The 25,464-nt window shown below is 68.8% G+C and carries 19 protein-coding genes; 3 read left to right on the top strand and 16 right to left on the bottom strand.

From position 1 onward, the window contains the following. The 16 genes from QN350_RS08875 to rsmI form a co-directional block, all read right to left on the bottom strand. The coding region (locus QN350_RS08875; protein WP_323516161.1) for a hypothetical protein at positions 1 to 2,391 on the bottom strand (2,391 nt) is incomplete at its 3' end. Further along, the gene (pstS, locus tag QN350_RS08870; RefSeq protein WP_322139188.1) at positions 2,388 to 4,079 is read right to left on the bottom strand and encodes a phosphate ABC transporter substrate-binding protein PstS; all 1,692 of its coding nucleotides are present in this window, start codon (positions 4,077 to 4,079) and stop codon (positions 2,388 to 2,390) included. The genes pstS and QN350_RS08875, both read right to left, overlap by 4 nt. Then, positions 4,076 to 5,470, bottom strand: a complete 1,395-nt coding sequence (pstA, locus tag QN350_RS08865; RefSeq protein WP_322139187.1) for a phosphate ABC transporter permease PstA — start codon at positions 5,468 to 5,470, stop codon at positions 4,076 to 4,078. The genes pstS and pstA overlap by 4 nt, the downstream gene beginning before the upstream one ends. Further along, positions 5,470 to 6,540, bottom strand: coding sequence for a phosphate ABC transporter permease subunit PstC (gene pstC, locus QN350_RS08860; RefSeq protein ID WP_322139186.1), 1,071 nt, complete (start codon positions 6,538 to 6,540; stop codon positions 5,470 to 5,472). The genes pstA and pstC overlap by 1 nt, the downstream gene beginning before the upstream one ends. 156 nt (positions 6,541 to 6,696) lie before the next feature. Continuing rightward, the gene (locus QN350_RS08855) at positions 6,697 to 8,688 is read right to left on the bottom strand and encodes a protein kinase domain-containing protein (RefSeq protein WP_322139185.1); all 1,992 of its coding nucleotides are present in this window, start codon (positions 8,686 to 8,688) and stop codon (positions 6,697 to 6,699) included. 7 nt (positions 8,689 to 8,695) lie between these two features. After that, positions 8,696 to 9,541 carry a murein transglycosylase gene (locus tag QN350_RS08850; protein ID WP_323516159.1) on the bottom strand — a complete coding sequence of 282 codons (846 nt, stop codon included), beginning with the start codon at positions 9,539 to 9,541 and terminating at the stop codon, positions 8,696 to 8,698. Continuing rightward, entirely contained in the window at positions 9,538 to 10,203 is a 666-nt protein-coding gene (locus QN350_RS08845) for a hypothetical protein (protein ID WP_322139183.1), read from the bottom strand. The genes QN350_RS08850 and QN350_RS08845 overlap by 4 nt, the downstream gene beginning before the upstream one ends. 172 nt (positions 10,204 to 10,375) lie before the next feature. Next, positions 10,376 to 11,035, bottom strand: coding sequence for a methionine ABC transporter permease (locus QN350_RS08840; protein ID WP_281534225.1), 660 nt, complete (start codon positions 11,033 to 11,035; stop codon positions 10,376 to 10,378). Next, entirely contained in the window at positions 11,035 to 12,102 is a 1,068-nt protein-coding gene (locus tag QN350_RS08835; RefSeq protein WP_322139182.1) for a methionine ABC transporter ATP-binding protein, read from the bottom strand. The genes QN350_RS08840 and QN350_RS08835 overlap by 1 nt, the downstream gene beginning before the upstream one ends. 150 nt (positions 12,103 to 12,252) lie before the next feature. Then, a complete protein-coding gene (locus QN350_RS08830) occupies positions 12,253 to 13,137 on the bottom strand; it encodes a MetQ/NlpA family ABC transporter substrate-binding protein (protein ID WP_416347725.1) in 885 nt (294 codons plus the stop codon). Between the two features lie 219 nt (positions 13,138 to 13,356). Continuing rightward, entirely contained in the window at positions 13,357 to 15,162 is a 1,806-nt protein-coding gene (locus tag QN350_RS08825) for an ABC-F family ATP-binding cassette domain-containing protein (protein ID WP_281534222.1), read from the bottom strand. A gap of 158 nt (positions 15,163 to 15,320) precedes the next feature. Further along, complete coding sequence (locus QN350_RS08820) at positions 15,321 to 16,256, bottom strand: 4-(cytidine 5'-diphospho)-2-C-methyl-D-erythritol kinase (RefSeq protein WP_322139180.1); 936 nt, start codon at positions 16,254 to 16,256, stop codon at positions 15,321 to 15,323. A gap of 144 nt (positions 16,257 to 16,400) precedes the next feature. Then, positions 16,401 to 17,207: a 16S rRNA (adenine(1518)-N(6)/adenine(1519)-N(6))-dimethyltransferase RsmA gene (gene rsmA / locus QN350_RS08815; protein ID WP_322140394.1), complete on the bottom strand. Its 807-nt coding sequence runs from the start codon at positions 17,205 to 17,207 to the stop codon at positions 16,401 to 16,403. A 188-nt stretch (positions 17,208 to 17,395) separates the two neighbouring features. Further along, positions 17,396 to 18,328 (bottom strand): TatD family hydrolase, encoded by a 933-nt coding sequence (locus QN350_RS08810; protein WP_322139179.1) that lies wholly within the window; start codon positions 18,326 to 18,328, stop codon positions 17,396 to 17,398. Next, a complete protein-coding gene (gene metG, locus QN350_RS08805) occupies positions 18,321 to 19,883 on the bottom strand; it encodes a methionine--tRNA ligase (RefSeq protein WP_281534220.1) in 1,563 nt (520 codons plus the stop codon). The genes QN350_RS08810 and metG overlap by 8 nt, the downstream gene beginning before the upstream one ends. A gap of 169 nt (positions 19,884 to 20,052) precedes the next feature. Then, positions 20,053 to 20,916 carry a 16S rRNA (cytidine(1402)-2'-O)-methyltransferase gene (gene rsmI, locus QN350_RS08800; RefSeq protein ID WP_322139178.1) on the bottom strand — a complete coding sequence of 288 codons (864 nt, stop codon included), beginning with the start codon at positions 20,914 to 20,916 and terminating at the stop codon, positions 20,053 to 20,055. A gap of 51 nt (positions 20,917 to 20,967) precedes the next feature. Between rsmI and QN350_RS08795 the strand changes: the two genes are divergently transcribed. From QN350_RS08795 to QN350_RS08785, 3 genes are all read left to right on the top strand, one after another. Beyond that, positions 20,968 to 22,650, top strand: coding sequence for a dolichyl-phosphate-mannose--protein mannosyltransferase (locus QN350_RS08795; RefSeq protein WP_323516140.1), 1,683 nt, complete (start codon positions 20,968 to 20,970; stop codon positions 22,648 to 22,650). 223 nt (positions 22,651 to 22,873) lie between these two features. After that, the gene (locus QN350_RS08790; RefSeq protein ID WP_134448201.1) at positions 22,874 to 23,974 is read left to right on the top strand and encodes a fatty acid desaturase family protein; all 1,101 of its coding nucleotides are present in this window, start codon (positions 22,874 to 22,876) and stop codon (positions 23,972 to 23,974) included. Positions 23,975 to 24,266: 292 nt separating this feature from the next. Beyond that, entirely contained in the window at positions 24,267 to 25,289 is a 1,023-nt protein-coding gene (locus tag QN350_RS08785; protein WP_322139176.1) for a YeiH family protein, read from the top strand. The last annotated feature ends 175 nt before the right edge of the window (positions 25,290 to 25,464 follow it).

Raw genomic sequence — 25,464 nt, 5'->3', positions numbered from 1 at the left:
GGTGGGGGTCGGGTTTGCCGTGACGATGGGGCTGATGCCCTTTTCGATCGCCGTCGCGGCGGCAAGGGCCTGGGCGACCCAGCTGGCCGGAATCGACGCGTAGCCCTCGGGAAGCTGGCCGATTGCGGCGCCGGGAACCTGACCGGCAGCGACAGCGTAGCGGATCATGTTGGCGTAAATGCCACGGGCAGTGGAATCAGTTTGCAGCGGGTTCAGCGCCGCGTAAACCGGCATGGTCATCGGGTAGGCCGATGCCGCGGCCTTGGCGCTCGAGCTCGTCGGGTCGTACTCGAGCACGGCCTTGTTCGCGGTGGTCGGGGTCATTGCCGCTGCCGCAGCGAGCAAGGAAGCGGAGTTAGCGGCGACAAAGGCACCGGCCGAATTTCGCAGCGAGGCGGTGACGGTCTGGTAGCGGGCTGCTGACGCTGTCGTCGTCAGGCCCAGGACGCGTTGGGTGCCGACAAGGTTACGCACACTCTTGCCCCATTTCGGGGGCACTGTGTTCGGGCTCCAGTCACCGAGCTCCTGGCCGTCACCGCGCAGGGTCAGGTAGGCGCCAGTCTCGAAGTCGCTGGTATAGGGACGCCAGGTGACGAGGTTGACTTCGGTCTGACCGTCGGCCTTGGCCACCCGTGCGATCGGGTCAGCCTTGGGGAAGTTGGTGCGGGGCACGGTCATTTTTGTTCCGGAAGAGTTGACGGCGTCCTTGGTGGCGTACCAGGGGTTGACCTTCATGCCCCACTTGTCGGCTTCGCCGTTGAGGAAAGCCACGGCATCCGGATCTGAGAGCACGTAGCGCCACAGCTGGAGGGCCTCGTCGGAGCGCCCTGAGGGCAGGAGCATGTCGCCGAGGGACGGGCCGGTCAGGTCCTGGTACTGCCATTCCGCGTCGTTCACGGCGAGGAAGTCAGGGTCAACGCTCAGGTTCCTCGCGTTGTGGTTTACCTTCTCGGGGTTATCGACGAAGAACGCGAGAGATTTGGACGTAGCGGGGGCCCCCGTCGGCAGGGAGTCCAGATATGAGTTCGTCAGTAGCTTCGCGATCAGGCGCGGGGTGAGGTTCATCGAGGTGAAGGACTCGGTGTTCTTGTCCTTGTATTCCTGAGGCACGGTGCCGACGGGTTTCACCCGCCGGTCGATCGAGAAGGACACGGCGAGTCCGGAGAGTGCGATCGGCGCGTACTGCACCGGATCCGCCTTCGTCGTCTGCAGGGCACGCGATGTCAGGGCGAGAGGACTCGGGGTCTTCTGGCTTGCGGAGAGGAGAGAGTCTTCCTCGTTACCTGTGCTGAGCACGAAGGAGGATCCGGTCGAGCCGGTGCAGAGGTTGGGTTGCCAGGACGCGACGGCCGCCGAGGCGAGTTCGCTTCCGGAGAGTTGTTTCTCGGCCGAGCCGATGGAGCAGCGCAGGCCGATTGGCTTGAAGTCGAGCTTGACGGCCACGCTGTGCTGCCAGGCGTCCCAGAACAGGCCGGACTTGGTGATGTAGGACTCGCCGACGTCGTTCGTGCCGCGCGGGATGACCACGAGCCAGCACGACTTGCCCGTGACCGTGCCGTCCGTGGCCGTGACCGGCATGCCGCACCCGAGGCCGGGAGACTGCATCGCGGTCTGCACCTCGAATTTGACGGAGCCGGCGCCAGTATCGCTCGACCCCACCCACGGCACCTCGTTTGTCGTGTACTGCGTGTAGAACTCGTTCGTCGCGAGGTCGACGCCCACAATCGGGGAGGGCAGGGTCACGCCTGTCGCCGAGGGAGTGCCGGTCGCGGTCTGCACGAGACCCGTCAGCGGATCGAGGACGTAGTGGGTGAGGACGCCGGCGCCGTTCTTGAAGACCGAGGAGATGGTGCCGCCGGTCGAGGCGCGGTAAGGGATCGCCGTGACGGCCGGGATCGTGAAACCGTTGGAGGGCGACGTGTATTCGACGTCTTTCGCGTTGATGAACTCGTCCGAAACCGAGGTGTCCCTGGTAGACGCGGCCTTGCCGGGGAAACCGCCATACTGGCAGGTGGTGCGGTCGGGGTGCCCGGGGTTCAGCGGGTCCTCGCCCCAGCACTGCGCGATCTGCAGGAAGTTCTGGCCGCCCGAGCTCGTGTCAGGCCGGACCGACTTCGCGCCCGAGCCGGTCCAGTTGACAACGATTCCCTGCGAAACCAGGTCCTTCGTCTGGGAAACGGTGACCTTCAGGTCCGGGAACGGTGCGGTGTGGATGTCGAGGTCGTACCCCTTGGCAGCCACTGTGACGGCGCTTGAGGTGTCCGCGGATGCGGCGGGCGGGGTGATGGAGGCGAGCATCGAGACTCCGACGCCCACGACGATGCCGACCACGATGCCGCTCGCACCGGCGCGGGTCCAGACGGAGTCCGTCGCGAAGATCAGGCGCTTCACTTGTTGCCCGCCTTCGGAGCGCGTGGCTTGAGTCGGCGCCAGAGCACCGGCGGCAGCACGGCCGAGCCTATGAGCAGCACTCCGGCGAACAGCATGATCGACTGCTGCGCTCCCCAGCCGTTGTCGGCGAGCGTGAACGGCGACGCCACCGCGGACCCGGCCACTCCGGTCGAGGCCGTGCCACCGGTGCCGCCGGAGACGAGTGCACCGTTCTCGTCGTACACGGCAGCCGCGGCACCACCCGTGCCCGCCGCCGCGGCGTTTGCCGTCGTCGCCGCTGCTCCGGCTCCCGCTCCTGCGGCGGCCGCGGTTGCAGCGGCTGTGTCGGCCGTGGCGGCCGACCCGCCCGTACCGGTGCCGGTCGTCGCCGTGTCGTCGGTCGCACCGGCGGTGCCGGTGACACACTGGCTCGTGCCGACCTTGTCACACGCGGCGGGCTGCAGCGCGGACGTCGCGAGCTGGTTGCTCGACGGTGAGTCCCCGGCCTTGAACGTGGGGTTGTTGCAGTTGTTGATGTCGACGCCCGAGACATCCGCTCCCGGAACCCGCTTGATCTGGTCGAACCCGGCGAGTACAAGGTTCATCGGGAGCGGCGAGTAGCCCAGGGCCGCGGCCTGCTGCTGCCCCTCGCAGAGCATGTAGTTCGCGAAGGCGCCGAGAGTGAGGCCCTTCTTCGCCGTGAACACGCCGCCGACCTCGGTCGGCACGATCATGTACGAGTAGCTCGAGAGCGGGTAGGTGCGCGGATCGGTGTTGTTGTAGACGCCGTCCAGGATCTGGGTGAGGTAGTCGGGGCTCGTGACCGGGACATCCGTCTTGATCTTTGCCTGCAGCAGGGCGACGGCGACAGAGTTCGCGGTCGGCTCAACGTAGTAGCCGGCGTTGTTCAGGACCTTCGCGACCGGGAACCCGGCCTTGAGCGCATAGGAGTACTCGACGTAGGTGATGGCGCCTTCGCCGTAGTCCTGGCTCACGTACCCGGCCACGCCTGCCGAGCCGCTCTGGGCCTTCGCGTTGCCGTAGGTCGGGTACTGCGAGGTGAGCCCGCAGGAGGCCGGCTTTCCGACCTTGACGCAGAACTGGCCCCACAGGGAGTTGTACTGTTTGGACATCCAGAGGCTGAACTGGGCGGTCGAGCCTGACCCGTCGGAGCGCACGACGGGCACGATGCCCTTGTCCGGCATCTTGAGGCCGGGGTTGTCCGTCTGGATCGCCGGGTCGTTCCACTTCGTGATGACGCCCGTGAAGATCTTGGTGATGACCTCGCCGCTCAGCCGGAGGTTCGACACGCGCGAGCCATTGATCTTGAGGTTGTACATGAACGAGGTGCCACCGGCAACGATCGGCATGTAGGCATAGCCGCGGCTGGGCACCTCGGGCGCCGAGCCGTCCTCGGGCGCCGTCTGGAACGGGATCTCGCTGACGGCGAAGTCGACGTTGCCGGCGACGAAGTCACGGCGGCCGGCGGAGGAGCCCACACCGGAGTAGTTGACGGTCATTCCGTAGTTGGAGGCGACGTTCTTGCGCCACTGGTCGAGGGCGTTCTGGGACCAGGTCGATCCGGTACCCGTGATCGGGTCGTACGAGACTGCCTGGGCAGAGAGGGTGCCGGAAAGGCCGAGGATCGCCACGACGGCGAGGGCGAAGAGGGCGCGGATCGAACGGATCCATCGGGGCTGCGGCGTCACGAGGACGGCTCCTTTGTGCTGAGGTCGATCGTCGGTGCTGGGCTGCTCGGGTCGGTCGGAGGCGCAGAGGGCGGGGGCCAGGCATCCGCGGTGGTGGCCGCGAGGTGTTCGCGCCGGTCGGCGGCCACGGTGATCCGCTTGAGATCACGGGCGGATGCCGCGACGACCCGCTGCTGCTGGGCCCGGGACAGGTCGCCCGGGCCCTTTCCGCCGATGAGACGGGCGATGGCGAAGAGAGTGAGCACGAGCAGGATCAACACGGCCGCCGCCCCGAAACCACGGGCGATCATGTTCGGCTCCGGCGACTTGACGAAGTCGAACACCTGGAGCGGGAGCGAGATCATCGGACCCTCGAAGGGGTTGAGGTTGACGACGGCGGTGACGCCGGACGTGAGCAGCACCGGGCTCGTCTCGCCGATGCCGCGGGCGGTGCCGAGGATGACGGCGGTCGCGAGCCCGGGCCGGGCGGTCGGGAGCACGACGTGCCAGACCGTGCGCCAGCGCGTCGAGCCGAGGGCGTACGCGGCTTCGCGCAGGTTGCCCGCGACGAGGCGGAGCACGATGTCGGAAGCGCGGATCACGATCGGGAGCATCATCACCGTGATCGCCATCGACGCGGCGAACCCGCTTCTCTGGTGGGTGATCAGCACGATGATCGCCGAGTAGACGAAGAGGCCGGCGACGATCGAGGGCAGCGCGGTCATCGCGTCCGAGATGGTGCGCACGAAGCGGGCGAACCTGCCGCCGACCTCGTTGAGGAACAGGGCCGTGAGGATGCCGAGCGGGACAGTGACGATGAGCGCCATCGTGATCTGCATCAGGGTGCCGAGGATGGCGTGGAAGATGCCGCCGAGCTCGAGGCCGTCGAGCGGGCCGGCGAGTTCCATGCTGTCGGTGAAGAAGTTGAGGTGAGGCAGGGCCTCCTGGCCGCGCACGAGGGTGTACGCGACGACGAAGACGAGAGCGCCGAAGAGCAGCACGCCGGCGCTCGAGAGCACCACGGACATGACCCGGTCCTTGACCTCCTGCCAGTCGCTCTTCAGGCTGACGAGCAGGGCATAAAAGCCGATGAAGGCGATGAACGCCACGATCACGAAGCCGACATAGCCGGAGAGGGGTCCGAACCAGCCGAACAGCAGCACGGCGACGGCCACGCCGGCGGCCAGCGCGCCGAACACGTTGAACTGGTCGTCGACCCTCGCGGCGCGCATCCGCCGGCGCGGGCCGATCTCGATGCCCTCCGAGGACGGGATGTTCGTGGTGTGCCGGACGAAAGCGGCCTGGAGTTCGAGGTCGGCTTCGAGTTCGACGGCGGTCTCGGTCATCACGAGGGTCGAGGGGCCCGCGGATGCCGCGGGATCCGTCGCCTGGGTGCGGTGAGTGGTGGTCATCAGTCGCTTTCCGCCCCGGAGCGGGACCGCGCCACGATCGACGAGGCCGTGAAGTTGATCACGAGGGTGATCAGGAACAGCACGAGGCCTGCGGCCATCAGCGCAGAGAGGCCGAACGAGCTGGACTCTCCGTAGCGGAGCGCGATAAGCGCGGACACCGAGTTCGTGCCGGTCTTGAGCACCTCCCAGTTGATCGTGAAGATCGGGGAGATGATCATGTAGACGGCGATGGTTTCGCCGAGGGCGCGGCCGAGGCCGAGCATGGTGCCGCCGATGATGCCGCCGCGGCCGAACGGCAGCACCACGGACGTGATCATTCCCCACCGGGTCGACCCGAGGGCGAAGGCCGCCTCGCGTTCACCGATCGGCGCCTGGGAGAAGGCCTCGCGCATGACCGATGTCTGGGTGGGCACGACCATGAGGCCGACCACGATTCCGGCGATGAAGGCCGAGGAGGTGAAGGCGCTCGCCTCGGTGAGGGCCTGGCCGGTCGCATCCGTCACGCTGAAGAACGGGATCCAGCCGAAGTAGGTGGAGATCCAGGTGGCGACCGGGATGACGTTCGCCTGGAGGAAGAACACGCCCCAGAGGCCGAACACCACGCTGGGAACGGCGGCCATCAGGTCGACGAGGGTGACGAGGGTGGCCTTCAGCCGGCCCTGGGCGACCTCGGAGATGAGGAGCGCCGTGCCGAGGGCGAGGGGCACCGCGACGCACATCGCGATGACGGCGATCGTGATCGTGCCGAAGAGAACGGACGCGATGCCGAACTTCTTCGTCTCCGGCGACCAGTCCTGCTCGAAGAGGAAGTTGACGCCCGCGACCCCGAGGGCGTCGCCGGCCCGCAGCGAGAGGAAGACGCCGACCGCGAGCATGATCAGCACGGTGATCGTGCCCGCGCTGAACGCGACAGAGCGGAACACCGAATCGGAGATCGACGGGCGGGAGACCAGGGAGCGCCGCGGCCGGGAGTCGGGGCTCGACGGGTCGAAGACGGCCGGGTCTGCCCCGAAGGCATCGCCCAGGGGCGAGTCGCCCAGGGGCGGCGAGACGAGGCTCGAAATCGGCATAGCTGTCCTTGGGAAGACTCGGGAGGGGGTGAACGCACGGGTGGGGGTAACGCGTCCGAAACATATGTTCGGGGCGGTTAGTGAACGATTGGCGTCGATTTCTCAACCGAGATATGGACGCCGCGTGGAGAGTTGTGGCGGTCGATTCTGGCGCCGTCAGCCCGCGGGCGTCTGCGTCGGCGAGGGGGTCGGTGTCGGAGTCGGCTGCGGCGTCGACGTGGCCGTGGGAGTGGCCGAAGGCTCGGGCGCCGTGGACACAGTGAGGGTGATCGAGGTGCCGAGGCGCAGGGCGTTCTGGCCGGAGGGGGCGACCGCGATCACGGTTCCCGGCGGTGCGGCAGAGTCGGGCTTCGAGTCGGTGAGCACGACGAATCCCGCGTTTTCGAGGGCGGCGATCGCCTCCGCCTTGCTCAGTCCGACGGTGTTCGGCACCGTGTTCGAGCCGGACGCCACAGTGAGGTCGACCGTGTCTCCGGGGTCCAGGAAGCTGCCGGCCGCGGGGCTGACGCCGAGCACCGTGTCGAGGGGGCGCACCGAGTCCTGGAGGGTGAGGGCGCCGAGGCGGAGTCCGAGGGCCGCGAGCGCCGCCCGCGCCCCGTCGAGGGTCATCACCGAGACCTCCGGCACCCGGATGGTCTTCGGCGCCGCCGTGGCGTGGGCGGTGATCATCGGCTCGGGGGTGGCGCTCGCGGGCGCGGGCGTGCTGCTCGTGACGGCAACGGAGGTCGGGGCCGCGCCGCCGGCAGCGAGGATCCAGGCGAAGGCTCCCCCGATCACGAGGATCATCGAGACGGCCCAGAGCCCGCCGCCGCGCCGGCGGCTGCGGCCGTTGCGCACCCAGGCCGGGTTGTCCGGAACGGCGATGACGGCGGCGGATGCCGTGCCCGCGCGAGCGTTTCCCGTCGCGTGCACGATCGTGGCCGGGGCCGGGGCCGGGCCGGGTACCGGCACGGGGACCGCACCGAGCACCCTGGTGCGCTCCGCGAGCTCGGCGAGGTCGCCGGGCCGGAAGAGGCCGGTGGTGTCGTCGGAGGGCGCGGCGAGTACCCCGCCGGCCGGGGCCCCCTCGAGCGGAGCCGCGCTGCGACCCGGCGCTCCCCCGGCCCCGATGCGGTCCAGGGCAGAGTCGACGGCCACGCCCATCGCCGCGGCGGAGGGGAACCGGGCATCCGGGTCCTTGAGGAGCGCCTTGACGACGAGCCGGTCGACACTCCGCGGAATGCCGGACTGTTGAACGGACGGAACCGGAGGCGGCGACTGCACGTGGGCGCGCAGCACCGCGGCGACCGAATCCCGGAGGAACGGGGCCCGAGCGGTCAGCGCGAAGTAGAGCACCCCGCCGAGCTGGTACACGTCGCCGCGTTCGTCGACGGCGTCGCCCCGCGCCTGCTCCGGCGACATGTAGTTCACGCTCCCGAGCACGCTCTGCACGGCCGGGATCTCCTGCGTGGTCGCATCGAGGGTGCTGCGGAGAACGTCGGTGCCGAGGGCGGGGCGACCGGCGGCATCCGCGAGGCCGAAGTCGAGCAGGCGTACGCCGTCGCTGCCGACGTGGCCGGCCATGTCCGGGTTGACCATGATGTTGGCCGGGGAGACGTCGCGGTGGACCAGGCCGATGGCGTGCGCGGCCGCGAGGGCGCGCAGCACCGCGGAGGCGACGGTGAGCGCCTGCGCGACGGGGAGCGCCCCGCGGTGCTCGACGTACTCGGCGAGGCTGATCCCGGGCGCACGGTCGAGGGCGATCCACGCCTGGGGTTCCTCGGCGTTCGCGCCGGGGCCGGAGCGGGAATCTGTCCCGGCGGTTGTCCCGGAGCCGTGGCCGGTGTTGTGCACGCCGACGCCGAGCACCGCGACGATGTTCGGGTGCCGCAGCGCGGCCGCTGCCCTGGCCTCCGCGAAGAATGCCTCCCTGGCCCGGTCGGAGCGGGACAGGTGCGGGTGCAGGATCTTGAGGGCGATCTCCGTGGCGGCACCCTCGCCCGCCTGCGTGTCCACGGCGGCGAAGACGGATGCCGACCCGCCCGTCCCGAGCAGTTCGCCGAGCCGGTAGCGGCCCGAGATCAGGCCCGCGCCGGCACGAGCCGTGCGCCGGCCCGCCTGCGCACCGGAGGCATCCGTCGGCTCGGCGCGATCGATCGCGTCTGTCACGCCAGGGCTACTTCGCCCGGGCGGCGTAGGTGTTCGCGTACCCGGCGACGGCGGTGACATAGGAGTCGACGTGGTTGTAGGCGAAGACGGCCGCGCGCCAGCGGTCGGGCAGCGCCAGGTCGCCGTAGTTGCACAGGTAGCGTCCCGCTGCGAGGGCGGCGTCGTCGATCTGCTGCGGGTCGTTGACGCCGTCCCGGTTGCCGTCGGCGCCCCAGCGCTGCCAGGTCGCGGGGATGAACTGCAGCGGGCCGACCGCGCGGTCCCACGCCGCGCTGCCGTCCCAGGCGCCGCCGTCGGTGTCGGTGATGGCGGCGAAGTCGGAGCCGTCGAGGGCCGGGCCGAAGATGCCGGGGCGTGCCGTGCCGTCGGTGCCGAGCGCGGAGCCCGCGTGGGTGCCGTGCCCTGACTCGATGTTGCCGAGGCCGGCAAGGGTGCTCCAGCCCAGACGGCAGCCGGGCTGTTCTGCGGCGAGGGCGAGCGAGGCGCCGGCGTAGCCGAGCATGGCCCGCACCGGGATGCCGGTGGCCGCGGCCACGCGTCCCGCCCAGTCCGCGTCCACGAGCGCAGCGTTGCCGGTGAGCAGCGCGGTTTCCCCGGTCGAGGCGAGGGACGAGCCGGCAGCGGCGGACTCGGCGGCGGCCGGAGCCGGGGTCGGGGGTGTCACGGTGACGGTCGCGGCTGCATCCGCTGCAGCGGGAACGGCGGCGACGGCCTCGGCGGCGACGACAACGACGCTCGCCCGGATGCCCTCCGGGGCCGTGAAGCCGGGCACGAGCCAGCCGAAGACGACCCAACCGAGCAGCCCTGCGGTCGCCGCGGCGCCGAACCAGCCGCGCAGCCTCGCGCCACTCACCACGCCTGCGCTCGTTCTTCCTCGCTGAGCACCCGGCTGCCCCTGCGGCCGGCCTCGGTCGCGTGGCGGGCGTCTTCGGCCACGACCGCGACCCGGAAGGCCTCGATGGTGCCGGCGGCGGCTTCGCGGCTCGCGGAGGCGGCGCCGTACCAGCGCCCTGCGGTCATCACGATGCGTTCGCCGATGGTGACCACCCAGCCGTGGGTGCCGGCCGACGGGCCGGTGACGACGGTCGCGACCATCGCGTCGCACTGGTCCTTGAGTTCGAGCACGTGCGCTCGCGCGCCGGTGAACGAGCCGTAGACCGACGAGCTGCGGCCGAGTTCGCGGCTGTTGGAGGCGAGCAGCCGCCAGATGCCGGAGTGGCCGGAGTGGCCGGAGTCGGCCATAGCGACGGTCGCGAGGCCGCGGGAGCGATCCCGGACATCGACAACACGGTCGGTCGCACCGATCCGCGCAACCTCTGCGGGATGTGCGAGTTCGCCGGTCCGCGGGATTTCTCCGCTGCGCAGTATTCCGCCGGTGCGGGCGAGTTCTCCCGTGCGGGCGGCGGCGGTGCGGCCACCCGCCTGAACGCTCTCCCGGAAGGCGACCCAGCCCTGCAGGCGCGGGTCGGCATTGGAACGGAAGGCCGAGAAGACCACACTTGGGCGGGGCGACACAGCGACTCCAACGGCCTGGAACAAACAGCGATGGGTGCAGTCAAGACTGTGTACCGGCTCGGGTGGGCCAGCCCCGGCATTACTGTGCTGGCCCCAGGTGTCCGGCCCGGGCTCGTCACCTTACCGGGGGATGAACGGAAGCTGTCCGGATCGGCAACAGTTGTGAAAGGAACTAACGGCGGAGGGCCTTTCGCGCCAACGTGTTCCCGAGGTACTGCACCAGCTGCACGAGCACGATGATCAGCAGCACGGCGGCCCACGTCACGATCGGGTTGAACTGACGGTACCCGTAGAGAAGGGCGAAGTTTCCGAGGCCGCCGCCGCCGACGTAGCCGGCGACCGCTGACATGTCGACGAGGGCGACGAAGATGAACGTGTAGCCGAGGATCAGCGGGCCGAGCGCCTCGGGCAGCAGCACCGTGAAGATGATCCTGGCCGTACCGGCGCCCACACTGCGCGCGGCCTCGATCACGCCGGGCGTGACCGTGAGCAGGTTCTGCTCGACGATGCGGCCCATCGCGAAGGATGCCGCGAGCGAGATCGTGAAGATGATCGCGTTGTTGCCGATGCCGGTTCCCACCACGAGGCGGGCGAGCGGCTGGGCTGCGGCGAGGAAGATGATGAACGGGATGGGGCGCACGAAGTTGACCAGCAGGTTCAGCACCACGAAGACCGGCTTGTTGGCGAGCAGGCTGCCGCCGCGGGTCAGGTACAGGCCCAGACCGACGATCAGGCCACCGAGGCCGCCGAAGAACAGGGTGAGGCCGACAATGTAGAGGGTCTCGCCCGCGGCCTTCCAGAGCTGGGGCAGCAGTTCGATGAGGGATTCCATCAGCGCACCTCCGTGACGGTCGTGAGTGTTCTGACCCGGTCGAGGACCGCGTCGATGCGGTCGGTGCCGCCGGGGCCTGGGGTCGTGGGGGCATCCGTCGCCGCCGCGTCGCTCAGCGCGAGGGTGAGGTGCCCGAAGGAGCGGCCCTGCACCTCGTTGATGCCGCCGAAGACGACCTCGAAGCCGATGCCCGCGCGGGCGAATTCACCGAAGACGCGGGCCTGGTCGACCGCGTTGTCGCGGAAGGCGAGGGTGACGATGCGGCCGGGGTGCCTGCCGCGCAGCACGGCGAGCTCGTCGGGGTTCGGGATGCCCTTCACGACGGTCGACACGAACCGGGCGGATGCGGGTTGTTGCGGGTTCGAGAACACGTCGAACACGTCACCGCGTTCGATCACGCGGCCCTGGTCCATCACCGCGACCTTGCTCGCGATGGTCTGGATCACGTCCATCTCGTGGGTGATCACGATGATCGTCACGCCGAATTCGCGGTTGACCCGGGTGAGCAGGTCGAGCACCTCGTGGGTAGTCTCGGGGTCGAGAGCGCTCGTGGCCTCGTCGGCGAGGAGGATGGCGGGCTGGCTCGCGAGAGCACGGGCGATGCCGACGCGCTGCTTCTGGCCCCCGGAGAGCTGGTCGGGGTAGGCGCGGGCCTTGTCGGCGAGGCCGACGAAGTCGAGCATCTCGGCGACCCGCTTGACGCGTTCGGCCTTGGGCCGGTGCGCGACCTCGAGCGGATAGGACACGTTGGCCGCGACGCTGCGCGACCCGAGGAGGTTGAACTGCTGGAAGATCATGCCGATGCCGAGGCGGACCGTGCGGAGTTCGCGCTCGGGAAGGCCGGCGATGTCCTGCCCGTTGATCAGAATCTCGCCGGAGGTGGACCGTTCGAGCGCGTTCACGAGCCGGACGAGGGTGCTCTTGCCGGCCCCCGAGTAGCCGATGATCCCGTAGACGTCGCCGGCCTCGACGGCCAGGCTGACGTCGTCGATCGCCACGACGTCACTGCCGCCCTTTTCGTGAGGCGGGTAGACCTTGCTGACACCGCGCAACTCGACGATGGCCATAAACGAACTTCCTCACTGTGACGCTGACGCTCACGCTCAGGCTCACGCTTCTCGAAAACCGGGGGATGTCACACACCCCCGTAACGCACCGTTCCGGTCGAGAGCGCCCGGTGTGCGGGTCGCTCTCGACCGGAAAGGTGACTGTCGGTGCTACTTCTTGTTGGCCTTGGTGTCCGCGACGACCGTGGCGAGCGAGGAGACCAGGTCGGCGACCGGAGTCTTCACGAGAACACCGGAGCCGCCGGACACGGCCAGCACGCCGTCCTGAACGGCCTTGGTGTCCTGGTAGATCTGGACGAGCTTCTGGTAGGTCGCGTTGTCCTTGTCCGCAGCGCGGGCGACGAACACGTTGACGTAGGGAATGGCGGTCGGGTCGGCCGGGTCGTCCTTGGCGAGGGCGTCGGTGAACTTCAGACCGGCCTTCTCGACGAAGTCGTTGTTGATGATCGCGCCGGCGACATCCGGCAGCGAGTTCGCGGTGAGCGAGGCCTCGAGCGCGGTGACGGTGACCTTCGAAGCCGACGTATCGATGTCGTCGAGGGTCGAGAAGATCGAGCCGCCGTCCTTCAGCGTGATGAGCTTGGCCGACTGGAGCACGAGAAGCGCGCGGGCCAGGTTGCTCGCGTCGTTCGGCACCGCGATGGTGTCGCCCTTCTGGATCTCGCTGACCTTCTTGTACTTCGTCGAGTACAGGCCGAGCGGGTAGATCGCCGTCGAGCCGATCGGGGTGAGGTCCGCGCTGCTCGCCGTGTTGTACTGCGCGAGGTAGACGAGGTGCTGGAACTGGTTGAGGTCGATCTCACCGGCGGTCAGCGCGGGGTTCGGCTGGTCGTATGCGGAGAAGTCGACGATCTCGACCTTGATTCCCGCATCGGCGGCGGCCTTCGTGTAGACGGCCCAGTACGGGTCGCTCGCGCCGACGACACCGATCTTGACGGTCTTGTCGCCGCCGGCATCCGCCGTGCCGCCTGCGCACCCGGCGAGCAGGGCGAGGAGCGGGACGGTCGCGAGAGCCGCGAGCAAGCGCTTGGACAGAGTTGACTTTTTCACGTGGTGAATCCCCTTGGGTGTGCTGCGAGTGAGAGCCACGAGTGCTGTCTCGTGGACGGGCCTCGGCAATCAAGGGCACAGCAAAGCCACGGCATAACGAGGTGGGAGTCTGTGCCGCTGCGTCGCGAGGCACACCTTCAGGTTAACAAAGGATGCTGCGCCGCGCACGCCGCTTTGTAACACGCGGTCACAGCATCCGCGGTTTTAACCCTCGATCAGCGTCGAAAGTTCGAGCCAGCGAGTTTCGAAGCTCGAGATGGAGGATTCGAGGCCCTGCAGTTCGGTGCCGAGCTCGCCGAGGCCGGCGTAGTCGTTCTGGTCGTGGCTGACCATGCTCTGGTTCAGCACGACGATCCGCGACTTCTGCTTGGCGACCTTGCGTTCGATGGAGGCGAGCTCCTTCTGCGCGTTGCGGAGCTCGGCGCCGCCGATGGCGAGGTTCCTGGCCGGCTTGCCTCCGGAGGTGTTCGAGGCGTTCGCCTCGGCGGGCTTGTCGGAGTCGTTGATCTGCTGCTTGCGCATCTCGAGGTACTGGTCGACGCCGCCGGGCAGGTGGCGGAAGCCGCCCTCGGTGACCGCGTACTGGTTGTCGGTGACGCGTTCGATCAGGTACCGGTCGTGCGAGACGACGAGCAGGGTGCCGGGGAACGAGTCGAGCAGGTCCTCCATCGCGGCGAGCATGTCGGTGTCCAGGTCGTTGGTGGGCTCGTCGAGGATGAGCACGTTGGGCTCGTCGAGCACGATCAGCAGCAGCTGGAGGCGCCGCTTCTGGCCACCGGAGAGGTCCTTGACCTGGGTGACGAGCTGGGCGCTCATGAAGCCCATCCGCTCGAGCATCTGGCCGGGGGTGATCTCCTTGCCTCCGGCGATGTAGCTCGTCTTCTGGCGGCCGATGACCTCGCTGACCCGGTCGTTCTGGATGCCCTCGAGCTCGAAGAGCTGCTGGGTGAGCACGGCGACCTTGATGGTCTTGCCGCGCTTGACGTGGCCGCTCGTCGGCTGGAGGGTGCCGGCGACGAGGTTCAGCAGCGTGGACTTGCCCGCGCCGTTGACGCCCATGATGCCGGTGCGCTCACCGGGGGCGATCCGCCAGGTGATGTCCTTCAGCACGTGCTTGTCCTCGAAGTCCACCGAGACGTCGATGAGGTCGACGACGTCCTTGCCGAGGCGCTGCATCGCCATCGACTGCATCGTGACGGTGTCACGGGGCGGCGGCTCGTTCTCGATCAGTTCATTGGCCGCGTCGATGCGGAACTTGGGCTTGGCGGTGCGGGCGGGGGCGCCGCGGCGGAGCCAGGCAAGCTCCTTCTTCATCAGGTTCTGGCGCTTCGACTCGGTCGCGGCGCTCATCCGGTCGCGTTCGACGCGCTGCAGGATGTACGCGGCGTAGCCGCCCTCGAAGGGCTCGATCAGGCGGTCGTGCACCTCCCAGGTCTGGTTGCAGACCTCGTCGAGGAACCACCGGTCGTGGGTCACGACCACGAGGCCGCCGGAGTTGGTCGCCCAGCGGTTGCGGAGGTGCCCGGCGAGCCAGGTGATGCCCTCGACGTCGAGGTGGTTGGTGGGCTCGTCGAGGAAGATCACGTCGTGGTCGCCGATCAGCACGGCGGCGAGGGCGACCCGGCGGCGCTGGCCACCGGAGAGGTCGTCGACGAGGGCGTCCCAGGGGATGTCGCGCACGAGTCCGCCGATGACGTCGCGGACCTTGGCGTCCCCGGCCCAGAGGTGCTCGTCCATGGTTCCGACGACGGTGTGACCGACGGTCTGCCCGGAGGCGAGGGCGTCGGACTGGTCGAGCACGCCGATCGTGACGCCGCGGCGGCGGGTGACGCGGCCGTCGTCGGGTTCGATGCGTCCGGCGAGGAGGCTCAGCAGGGTGGACTTGCCGTCACCGTTGCGCCCCACGACTCCGATGCGGTCGCCCTCGTTGAGTCCGACGGTGACGGAGTCGAAGATGACGCGGGTGGGGTATTCAAGGTGCAGGGACTCGGCCCCGAGCAAATGTGCCATAGCTTACAACTTTACCGTGCGCGGCTGGGAGCCCGGCGCGCCTCTCGCCCCTGACCAATTCGACGGAGTTTTTGTGTTTCTGACGCGTGAGAGCGCGATCTAAGAGCTTTCCGGACAAAATCTCCGTCGAATCGGTGAGGGCAAACGGATGCCGCGGCTCAGTCGTGGACGAGACGGGCGCCGTGGACCGGGCCCGTCGCCCGCACCACGTGCAGGCGGGAGGCGCTCAACGCGACCTGGAGCTCGAGCGCGCTGTCGGCATCCGCCACGAGGAATGCAACCGTGGGGCCGGACCCGGACACGATGCCGGCGAGGGCGCCGTTCTCTTCTCCGAGTTCGATGACCTTGCCGAGGCCGGGGGCGAGGTGCAGCGCCGGGGCCTGCAGGTCGTTGTGCAGCGACTCGGCCAGCATCCGTGCATCGCCCGCGCGCAGGGCCTGGAGCACGTTGGCGTCGACGGTCGGCTGCGCCTGGGCCGGGAAGATGTCCTGGGCATGGCGCTCGCGGTGGCGGTCGAGTTCCTGGTACACACCGGGGGTGGACATGCCGAAGTCGGCCAGGGCGAGCACCCAGTGGAACTGGCCCTTGGCGAGCGCGGGGCTCAGCTGGTCGCCGCGGCCGGTGCCGATGGCGGTGCCGCCGGTGAACGCGAACGGAACGTCGGCGCCGAGTGTCGCCGCGATGGCGAGCAGTTCCTCGCGGGTCGCCTCGGTGCCCCAGAGTGCGTCGCACGCGAGCAGGGTCGCGGCGGCATCGGCCGATCCGCCGCCCATTCCCCCGGCGATCGGCACGTTCTTCTCGAGCTTGAGGTGCACGCCGCCGCGGTAGCCGGACCTGCGTGCGAGGGCGCGCGCGGCCCGGATTGCAAGGTTGCTGCCGTCTGTCGCGAGCGCCGAGGTGTCGATCGAACCGGTGAATTCGCAGGAGAAGTCGTCGGCGGGATAGGCGCGCACGTCTTCGCTGAGCGAAACGGCCTGGTAGGCGGTCGCGACTTCGTGGTAGCCGTCTTCGAGCACGGCACCGACCTTCAGGAAGACGTTGATCTTGCCCGGCGCCCGCGCGTGCACAACTTGAGATGTGGCCGCGTTGGTCATGGTTCTAACCTAGCTCAGCCGCACAGCCCCCTCGTGCGCGGTGCGCTTGCGCCTGGGCCTCTCGCGACCGAGTTGAGTTGCGGACAAAACACCCTCGTTGCCGACGGGAGGGTGTTTTTTCCGCAACTCAACTCAAGCAGGGAGTCAGGCGGGGTCGGCGGCGGTCCAGGACCTGGCGATGGCGAGGAACGCGTCGACGGTGAGCTGCTCGCCGCGTTCGGTCGGGTCGATGCCGGCAGCTTCGAGGATCGCGGTCGCCGAGGCCGAGTCGCCGAGCACCGTCGAAAGCGACTGGCGGAGCATCTTGCGGCGCTGCTGGAAGGCGCCGTCGACGAGGGCGAACGTCGTGAGGCGCAGCTCTTCGCTCTCGAGCGGGCTCTCGCGGCGCTGGAACGCGATCAGGATCGAGTCGACGTTCGGCACCGGCCAGAACACCTGGCGGCTGACCTTGCCCGCGGTGCGGAAGGCCCCGTACCAGGCGGCCTTGACGCTCGGGCTGCCGTAGACCTTCGAGCCGGGGGGCGCGGCGAGCCGTTCGCCGACCTCGGCCTGCACCATCACGACGCCGGCGCGGATCGACGGGAAGTGCTCGAGCATGTGCAAAAGCACAGGCACGGAGACGTTGTAGGGCAGGTTGGCGACGAGCCGGGTCGGTTCGCCCGGCAGGTCGGTGATCTTGAGCGCGTCGGCGCGGAGCACGACGAGCGGCGCGTCGGGGTGCATCAGCTCGACCGTGAGCGGGAGCTGCTCGGCAAGCCGGTCGTCGATCTCGACGGCGACGACCCGGGCGCCGGTCTCGAGCAGACCCAGGGTGAGCGAGCCGAGTCCGGGGCCGACCTCGACGACGGTGTCGGCGGGGGTGATCGCGGCGACCTTGACGATGCGCCGCACGGTGTTGCCGTCGATCACGAAGTTCTGGCCGAGCTTCTTGGTCGGGTTGACCCCGAGCATCTCGGCGAGGTCGCGGATCTCGGCCGGGCCGAGCAGCGAGCGCGGGGTGGGCGCGGCGGATGCCGCGGGCTCGGCAGCTGTCACGGGTCCGGCAGGCTCGACGGTCGCTCCGGCCGCGGCGGATGCCGCGGGCTCGGCGGGCAGGGCGGCATCCGTGGCCGGGGTCACCGCAGTGTTCTCGGCGTCGCTCACTGGAGTCCCCCGAGGCTGACGCTTGGAGCGGCCGGCGCCGGCACGACGGGTTCGGCGTCCCAGCGCCCGTAGACGCGTTCGGTGGTGGTGGAGATCTGGGTGGCCAGCATGGCGACATCCGTTTCGAGGTGGTTGGCCATCGCGCGCAGGGTGTGCGGCAGCAGGTACGGCGCGTTGGGGCGGCCGCGGAAGGGCGCGGGGGTGAGGAAGGGGGCATCCGTCTCGACGAGCAGCAGCTCACGGGGAGCCGCAGCGAGCGCGGACCGGAGCATGCCGGCGTTCTTGAAGGTGACGTTGCCGGCGAAGGAGAGGTACCAGCCGTGTTCGGCGCAGATGGCGGCCATCTCGGCGTCGCCGGAGAAGCAGTGGAACACCGTCCGCTCGGGCGCGCCGACCCGCAGCAGGGTCGCGATGACCTCGGCGTGAGCGTTGCGGTCGTGGATCTGCAGGGCGAGGCCGTTCTGCTTGGCGATCTCGATGTGCGCCTCGAAGCTGCGGTACTGCGCGGCGAGGCCCTCGGGCCCGGTGCGGAAGAAGTCGAGCCCGGTTTCGCCGATCGCGACGACCCGGGGGCGCCCGGCGAGCTCACTGATCTCCGCGAGGGCGTCGTCGAGCGTGCCGGCCTGCTCGTAGTCGGGGGCTTCGTTCGGGTGGATCGCGACGGCCGCGAGCATCCGCGGTTCGCTCGCGGCGGCCTCGGCCGACCAGCGGGAGGTCTCCCTGTCGCCGCCGACCTGGATCACGCCCTGCACGCCCACGCTCACGGCCCGGTCGAGCTGTTCGGAGAGGCTGAGCGGATGCTCGCCGTCGCTGATCTCGAGGTGGGTGTGGTTGTCGTACACCGGCACGGGGAGCGGCTCCGGCGGTGCCGGGTAGCTCAGGTCGCGTCCGGCGGTCTGTTCGCGCTGGCGGACGGGTTCGTTAGCCAACCGTCGCCTCGATGCGCGGGAACAGCGCCTCGAGCGGGGAGACGTGGGTGCCGCCTGTCCACTCCCAGGCGCGGTCGATGCGCTGGTCGGTGACGAGGCCTTCGCCGCCGAGGGCGGACCAGAGCTTCGCGCACGCCTCGGGAACGACCGGGGACAGCAACACGGCGAGCGTGCCGAGGCCGCGCACGGCAGTGAACAGCACGGCGTCGAGCCGGTCGCGGTCTGCGGGGTCCTTGGCAAGTCCCCACGGCTCCTGGGTCGTGATGTAACCGTTGAGCTCGTCGACGAGTTCCCACACGGATGCGATCGCCTCGTGGATCGCGAGGCGGGAGATGGCCTCGCCCGCGGCATCCGTCACCCGGATCTCGGTGGCCCTGATGGCCGCGTCCGCGTCGGTGAAGGCGGTCGTGACCGGGATTTCGCCGTCGCAGTAGCGCACGACCATGGCGATGACGCGGGACGCGAGGTTGCCGAAGCCGTTCGCGAGCTCGGACTGGTACCGGGCGGAGAGGTCCTCCCAGGAGAACGAGCCGTCCTGGCCGAAGCTGATGGCGCGCATGAAGTAGTACCGGAACGCGTCGGAGCCGAAGGTGTCGGTGATCTGGCTCGGGGCGATGCCGGTGAGCTTGGACTTGCTCATCTTCTCGCCGCCGACGAGCAGCCAGCCGTGGCCGAAGACCCGGCGCGGCACCGGCAGCCCGGCGGCCATCAGCATGGCGGGCCAGATCACGGCGTGGAAGCGGAGGATGTCCTTGCCGACGATGTGCGTGGCCGGCCAGAGCCTCGAGAAACGCTCGTCGTCCTGGCCGTAGCCGGCGGCGGTGATGTAGTTGAGCAGCGCATCGAACCAGACGTAGACGACGTGGCTGTCGTCCCACGGCACTTTGATGCCCCAGTCGAAGCTCGAGCGCGAGATCGACAGGTCGGAGAGCCCCTGCTTCACGAAGGAGATGACCTCGTTGCGAGCGGCCGCCGGCTGCACGAAGTCGGGGTCGTCCTCGTAGAGCGCGAGCAGGCGGTCGGCGAAGGTGCTCATCCGGAAGAAGTAGTTCTTCTCGTGCAGCAGCTCGACCGGGAGGGAGTGGATGGCGCAGACCTGCTGGCCGATGAACTCGCCGGTACCCTCGATCAGGTCGCTCGGCTGCTTGTACTCCTCGCAGCCGACGCAGTAGAAGCCCTCGTACTCGCCCGTGTAGATGTGGCCGGCGTCGTAGAGGTGCTGCAGGAATTTCTGCGCGTTGACCTCGTGGCGTTCGTCGGTCGTGCGGATGAAGTCGTCGTTCTTGATGTCGACGGTCTTGAGCAGCGGCTTCCACGCGGTCTCGACGAGGCGGTCTGCCCACTCCTTCGGGGTGACGCCGTTCGCGGTCGCGGTGCGCAGGATCTTCTGGCCGTGCTCGTCGGTTCCGGTGAGCAGCCAGGCGTCTTCGCCGGCCTGCCGGTGCCAGCGCGCGAGGAGGTCCGCGGCCACTTCCGTGTACGCGTGACCGATGTGGGGCACATCATTCACATAGAAAATGGGCGTGGTGATGTAAAAGGATGCTCCGGCGGACATGCCCCCAGTCTATTGGGAGCAGCGGAGACCCCGGGCCGGGTTACATCCCGCCTCCCGGGCGGCAAACCGGCCTAACGAATTCGACGGAGTTTTTCGGTTCTGAACCGGTTCAAACGCGTTCCCAGGTGCCGAAAACCTAAAATCTCCGTCGAATTGGTTACGAGGCGAGTCAGAACGGCAGGTGCGGATGCTGCGGCGCGGCCGGCGCACGCCCACCCGGCTTCTGCGCAAGGGCGGCCTCGTAGAGGTCACGCTTGCCGAGGCCGGAGACGGCGGACACGTCGGCGGCGGCCTCCTTGAGCCGGGCGCCGGCCGCGACCAGCGCGAGCACCTCGGCGACCCCGGTCGCGAGGTCGAGAACGCGCTTCTCGGCCCCGGCGACGACGATCGCGATCTCGCCCTTGACTCCCGCCGCGGCCCACTCGGCCAGTTCGGCGGCGGTCCCGCGCTTGACCTCCTCGAAGAACTTGGTGAGCTCACGGCAGACGACGACGCGGCGGTCGGCGCCGAGCACCTCCGCGAGGTCGACAAGCGAGGCGGCGAGCCGGTTCGGCGATTCGAAGAAGACCATGGTGCGGCGTTCGTCGGCCACCTCGAGCAGGGCAGACATCCGGTCACCGTGCTTGCGGGGCAGGAAGCCCTCGAAGGTGAACCGGTCGGTCGGGAGCCCGGAGACGGCGAGGGCGGTGAGCACGGCGGACGGGCCGGGCAGCACGGTGACCGTGACGCCCGCGGCGACGGCGGCGTCGACGAGGTGGAACCCGGGGTCGGAAACGGTCGGCATGCCGGCGTCGCTCAGCACGAGCAGGTCGGTGTCGCGGGCGAGCTCGACGAGCTCGGCCGCCTTCACCCGTTCGTTGTGGTCGTGCAGGCTGATCAGCTGCGGACGGTTCTCGATCCCGAGGGCCTTGAGCAGGTGCACGGTGACGCGGGTGTCCTCCGCCGCGATGACCGTGGCGGTCGTGAGCGCCTCGACCAGCCGGCGCGAGACGTCGCCGAGGTTACCGATCGGGGTGGCAGCGAGGATGATCATTCCCCCAGTCTCGCAGTCCGCGCATAACCACCGCTCACTACGATGGTCAGCGTGCTCCTCATACGCCGCTGGTTCCCGTGGGCCGGCCCCCTGTTCGTGGTCGTGCTGGCCGCAGTCCTCCGCCTCTGGAACCTCGGCTCCCCGCACGCTCTCGTCTTCGACGAGACCTTCTACGTCAAGGACGCCTGGAGCCTCTTCAACAACGGCTACGAGTCCACCTGGCCGGACAAGGCCGACGAGATCTTCGCCAACGGCAACGCGAACATCTTCACGGACATCGGCTCGTTCGTCGTGCATCCGCCGCTCGGAAAGTGGCTGATCTCGCTCGGGATGGCCGCGTTCGGTCCGGAGAACAGCTGGGGCTGGCGCATCGTGACCGCCCTGATCGGCATCCTCGCGGTGGTGCTGCTCATGCTCATCATCAAGAAGCTGTTCGGCTCGACCCTCCTCGCGGTCATCGGCGGGTTCCTGTTCGCGATCGACGGCAACGCGATCGTGATGAGCCGGGTGGCGCTGCTCGACAACTATGTGATGTTCTTCGCGCTGCTCGGCTTCGGGGCGATCCTGCTCGACCGGGACTGGCACGCGACCCGCCTCGCCGCCTGGATGGCGAAGCGGGCGGAGTCCGGCGAGTGGCCCGGCTGGGGCCCTGCGCTCTGGTGGCGGCCGTGGCTGCTCGCCGCGGGCCTCGCCTTCGGGCTGACCATGAGCGTCAAGTGGTCGGGCCTGTATTTCCTCGCCGCGTTCGGCGTGTACGTCGTGGTCGTGGACGCCCTCGCCCGTCGCCGGGCCGGCGTTCCGTTCTGGGCGAGCGCCGCCATCCTCAAGCAGGGTCCGATCAACTTCCTGCTGATGGTGCCGATCGCGATCGCGACCTTCCTCAGCTCGTGGACGGGCTGGTTCGTCACCAAGGGCGGCTTCTACCGCACCTGGGCCGACTCCCCCGAGACGGCCTGGACCGGGGCATTCGCCTGGGTGCCGCATGCCGTCCAGAGTTTCTGGCACTACCAGGTCGCCGCGTACACCTATCACGTCGGCCTCGTCACCCCGCACCCGTACCAGTCGAACCCACTGACCTGGCTGTTCATGGTGCGCCCGACGAGCATGTACTACCAGTCGTCGGCCGCCGGAGAGGGCACCTGCAGTTTCTCGACGTGCTCAGAGGCAATCACCGAGATCGCCAACCCGCTGATCTGGTGGGCCGGGGCCGCCGCGGTGCTCTACCTCGTCTATCGTCTCGCCCGGTACCGGGAATGGCGGGTGGGCCTCATCCTGATGGGCATGGTCGCCGGGTACCTGCCCTGGCTGATGTACACGGGCCGCACGGTCTTCCAGTTCTACTCCATCGCCTTCGAGCCGTACCTGATCCTCGCGCTCACCTTCGTGATCGGCCTCCTGCTCGGGCTCGCCCCCGGCACCGGAGGGGTCGTGGCCGCCTCTGCGCTCGCTCAGGGTCGCACGCCCGGACTCGCGCCCGGACTTGCGACCGGACTCGCGCCCGGACTCGCGGCCAGCGAACCTCAGCATTCGGAGCGGGCGACCCAACTGACGAGCACCGAACTACGAACGGATGTCGCGGCGCGGGAAAGCGACCGGACCGTCGGCATCCGCGTGCTGATCGGCTACCTCGTGGCTGCGGTGCTGGTCAGCGCCTTCTTCTATCCACTCTGGACGGGAATGCAAATCTCGTTCTCGTTCTGGCAGATGCATATTTGGCTGCCGAGCTGGCGCTAGCCGCGTCCGGTTCCCCGGAATTCCGGGCGAAGGAGAACCCGCGGTTTCGTGCCGTTTCGGCGATTTGAGGACTCTTCATATGCCGTTTGGGCCATATAGCGACTGGGAAACGGTTGTGAATCCGACCCACGGACCGGGGGTGCGCCCGTAGGATACTTCTATCTGCACCACGAGTGATTGCTCCAGAACCGACTGAGAAGTCCAGATCCAAACCAAAGGCCTCATGTCGGAAGCATCCGTCGCACCCACGGTGCGCATCGTCAAGACCCGTCGGGGTGGCGACTCGAAGAATCCCACCACCGAGTACTCCTCGCTGCTGCACACCGTGCGCAACCTGGGCCTCCTGAAGCGCGCGACCGGGTTCTACTGGTTCGTCTTCGGCATGCTCATCCTCGCAACCGCGGGCCTCGGCACCGGTTTCGTGCTTCTCGGCGACAGCTGGTACCAGCTGATCATCGCCGGCGTGCTCGGCATCATCCTCACCCAGTTCGCGTTCCTCGCCCACGAGGCCTCGCACCGCCAGGTGTTCGAGTCCGGCCCCGCCAACGACAAGGCCGGCCGCATCCTCGCGAACCTGTTCGTCGGCATCAGCTACGCCTGGTGGATGAACAAGCACAGCCGTCACCACGCCAACCCGAACGTGATCGGCAAAGACCCCGACATCGACCCCGACTTCATCGTCTTCCGCGAGGAGGACGCCGCGAAGGTGTCCTGGCTCGGCTCGTTCGTCACGCGCAAGCAGGGCTACTTGTTCTTCCCGCTCCTGATGGCCGAGGGCTTCAACCTGCACGTCCAGGGCTTCCGCACCGTCTTCGGCCGGGGCAAGGTCGACAAGCGCTGGCTCGAGATCAGCATGCTGACGACCCGCATTGTGCTCTACGTCGCCGTGATCTTCTACTTCCTGCCGCTCGGCATGGCCTTCGCCTTCATCGGCGTGCAGCTCGCCGTCTTCGGCGTCTACATGGGCGCATCCTTCGCCCCGAACCACAAAGGGATGCCGCAGCTCCCCCACGACAGCAAGGTCGACTTCCTGCGCCGCCAGGTCCTGACCTCGCGCAACATCCGCGGCGGCACCTTCATGGACACCTTCATGGGCGGCCTGAACTACCAGGTCGAGCACCACCTGTTCCCGAACATGGCCCGCCCGCACCTGCGCAAGGCGCAGGAGATCACCAAGGAATACTGCCAGTCGCACAACATCCTCTACACGGAGACGGGTCTGTTCCAGTCGTACGGGATCGTCATCGAGTACCTCAACACGGTCGGCCTCGCCGCCCGCGATCCGTTCGACTGCCCCATGGTCGCGCGGTTCCACCACCGCTAAACCTCAGCAGCTGCGGCCCACGCCGTCACCTGCCGCCGAACCGTCACGCTCCGCCGGGCCCCGTGCCCGCCCGGAACGTGGCGGTTCCGTCGTTAACCGCCGCCGCCTCGCGCGCCAGGTGCGCAGCTTCGCGCCAGGTGCGCAGCTTCGCGCCAGGTGCGCAGCTTCGCGCCAGGTGCGCTGCTTCGCGCGCTACCTGCGCCGCTGCGCGCCAGGCGTGCGTGGAGCGCACCGGCGCAGTTGGCGCGCGAACGACTCGGGGCGCGGACGACGTCGGAGTAGGCTCGGATCCATGTGGCTGCCAGGCGTGCTCGTCGCGGTCGCCGCCGCACTCCTTGCCGGGCTCGTGCACGCCCTCGTGCCCGGAGTCCCGCTGCTCACGGCCGCCGTGGTGTTCGGAATCGTCGCCGGCCAGCTGCCGGTCGCGCGCCGGCAGCTCACCGGAGTGCTCGCACCGGGCCTCTCGGTCGCCTCCAAGCGCATCATGCGCCTCGGAGTCGTGCTGCTCGGCCTCAAGCTCAGCCTCGTCGACATCCTCGGCCTCGGCTGGGTGACCATCGCGACGACCGTCGCGATCGTCGTTCTCACCTTCTTCGGCACGCTGTGGTTCGGTCGCAGGATCGGCTTGCCCGGGCAGCAGCCCCTCTTGATCGCTACTGGATTCTCGGTCTGCGGCGCGTCCGCGATCGGCGCCATGAGTGCCGTCGTGCACGCGGACGATGACGACACCGCCACACCGATCGCCCTCGTCACCCTCTGCGGTACCCTCGCGATCGCGGTCCTGCCCGCCCTGTGGCATCCGCTCGGCCTCGACGCCCTTCAGTACGGTCAGTGGGTCGGCGCGAGCGTGCACGATGTCGGCCAGGTCGTCGCCACGGCGCAGGTCGCCGGGCCGGCCGCCCTCGCCGTGGCGATCGTCGTCAAGCTGACCCGGGTGCTCATGCTCGCGCCGATCGTCGCCGGCGTGTCCCTGCAGGAGCGCCGCAGAGACGGCCTTGAGGCAGCCTCGACCTCGAATGCGATGCCTCTCCGCAGCGGCACGGATGCCACGACGCGGCATCCCCCGATCGTTCCGCTTTTCGTCGTTGGCTTTGTGGCTGCCGTGATGCTCCGCACCCTCGTGCCGGTGCCCGACGGGGTGCTCCTCGTCGCGGACACCCTGCAGACGTATTTCCTCGCGACAGCGCTCTTCGGCCTCGGCGCTGCCGTGCAGCTCAGGGTGCTCGTGCGCACCGGCGGACGTGCACTGACGGTCGGCCTCGGTTCCTGGGCGCTCATCGCCGCCCTCGCCTACGGCGCCGTCCTCCTCGCCTGACCGGTCGCGGGCTGCGGGTCGACCGCCTCGGTTCGCGCAGGTCGGGTCGCGCCGCAGAGATACCACGTGTCGCACGCTTCGGGTCCCGCGAGAGTACACTTTCGGCCCTTAAACCGCGAGTTTAAGGGCCAAAAGTGTACTCTCGCGGGTGCCGCGCGCGCGGGTGCCGCGAGCG

Origin of the sequence: Cryobacterium sp. 10I5 (genome assembly GCF_035019865.1) — a bacterium.
GTDB classification, from domain to species: domain Bacteria; phylum Actinomycetota; class Actinomycetes; order Actinomycetales; family Microbacteriaceae; genus Cryobacterium; species Cryobacterium breve_A.
The sequence above is the reverse complement of the archived record's forward strand: the minus strand, read 5'-3'. Positions and strand labels throughout refer to the sequence as shown.

Coding starts and splice junctions, on each gene's coding strand:
- pstA (WP_322139187.1), bottom strand. CDS start 5,470: ATGACCACCACTCACCGCACCCAGGCGACGGATCCCGCGGCATCCGCG.
- pstC (WP_322139186.1), bottom strand. CDS start 6,540: ATGCCGATTTCGAGCCTCGTCTCGCCGCCCCTGGGCGACTCGCCCCTG.
- QN350_RS08840 (WP_281534225.1), bottom strand. CDS start 11,035: ATGGAATCCCTCATCGAACTGCTGCCCCAGCTCTGGAAGGCCGCGGGC.
- QN350_RS08835 (WP_322139182.1), bottom strand. CDS start 12,102: ATGGCCATCGTCGAGTTGCGCGGTGTCAGCAAGGTCTACCCGCCTCAC.
- QN350_RS08825 (WP_281534222.1), bottom strand. CDS start 15,162: ATGGCACATTTGCTCGGGGCCGAGTCCCTGCACCTTGAATACCCCACC.
- QN350_RS08820 (WP_322139180.1), bottom strand. CDS start 16,256: ATGACCAACGCGGCCACATCTCAAGTTGTGCACGCGCGGGCGCCGGGC.
- rsmA (WP_322140394.1), bottom strand. CDS start 17,207: ATGCTCGGGGTCAACCCGACCAAGAAGCTCGGCCAGAACTTCGTGATC.
- metG (WP_281534220.1), bottom strand. CDS start 19,883: ATGTCCGCCGGAGCATCCTTTTACATCACCACGCCCATTTTCTATGTG.
- rsmI (WP_322139178.1), bottom strand. CDS start 20,916: ATGATCATCCTCGCTGCCACCCCGATCGGTAACCTCGGCGACGTCTCG.
- QN350_RS08790 (WP_134448201.1), top strand. CDS start 22,874: ATGTCGGAAGCATCCGTCGCACCCACGGTGCGCATCGTCAAGACCCGT.
- QN350_RS08785 (WP_322139176.1), top strand. CDS start 24,267: ATGTGGCTGCCAGGCGTGCTCGTCGCGGTCGCCGCCGCACTCCTTGCC.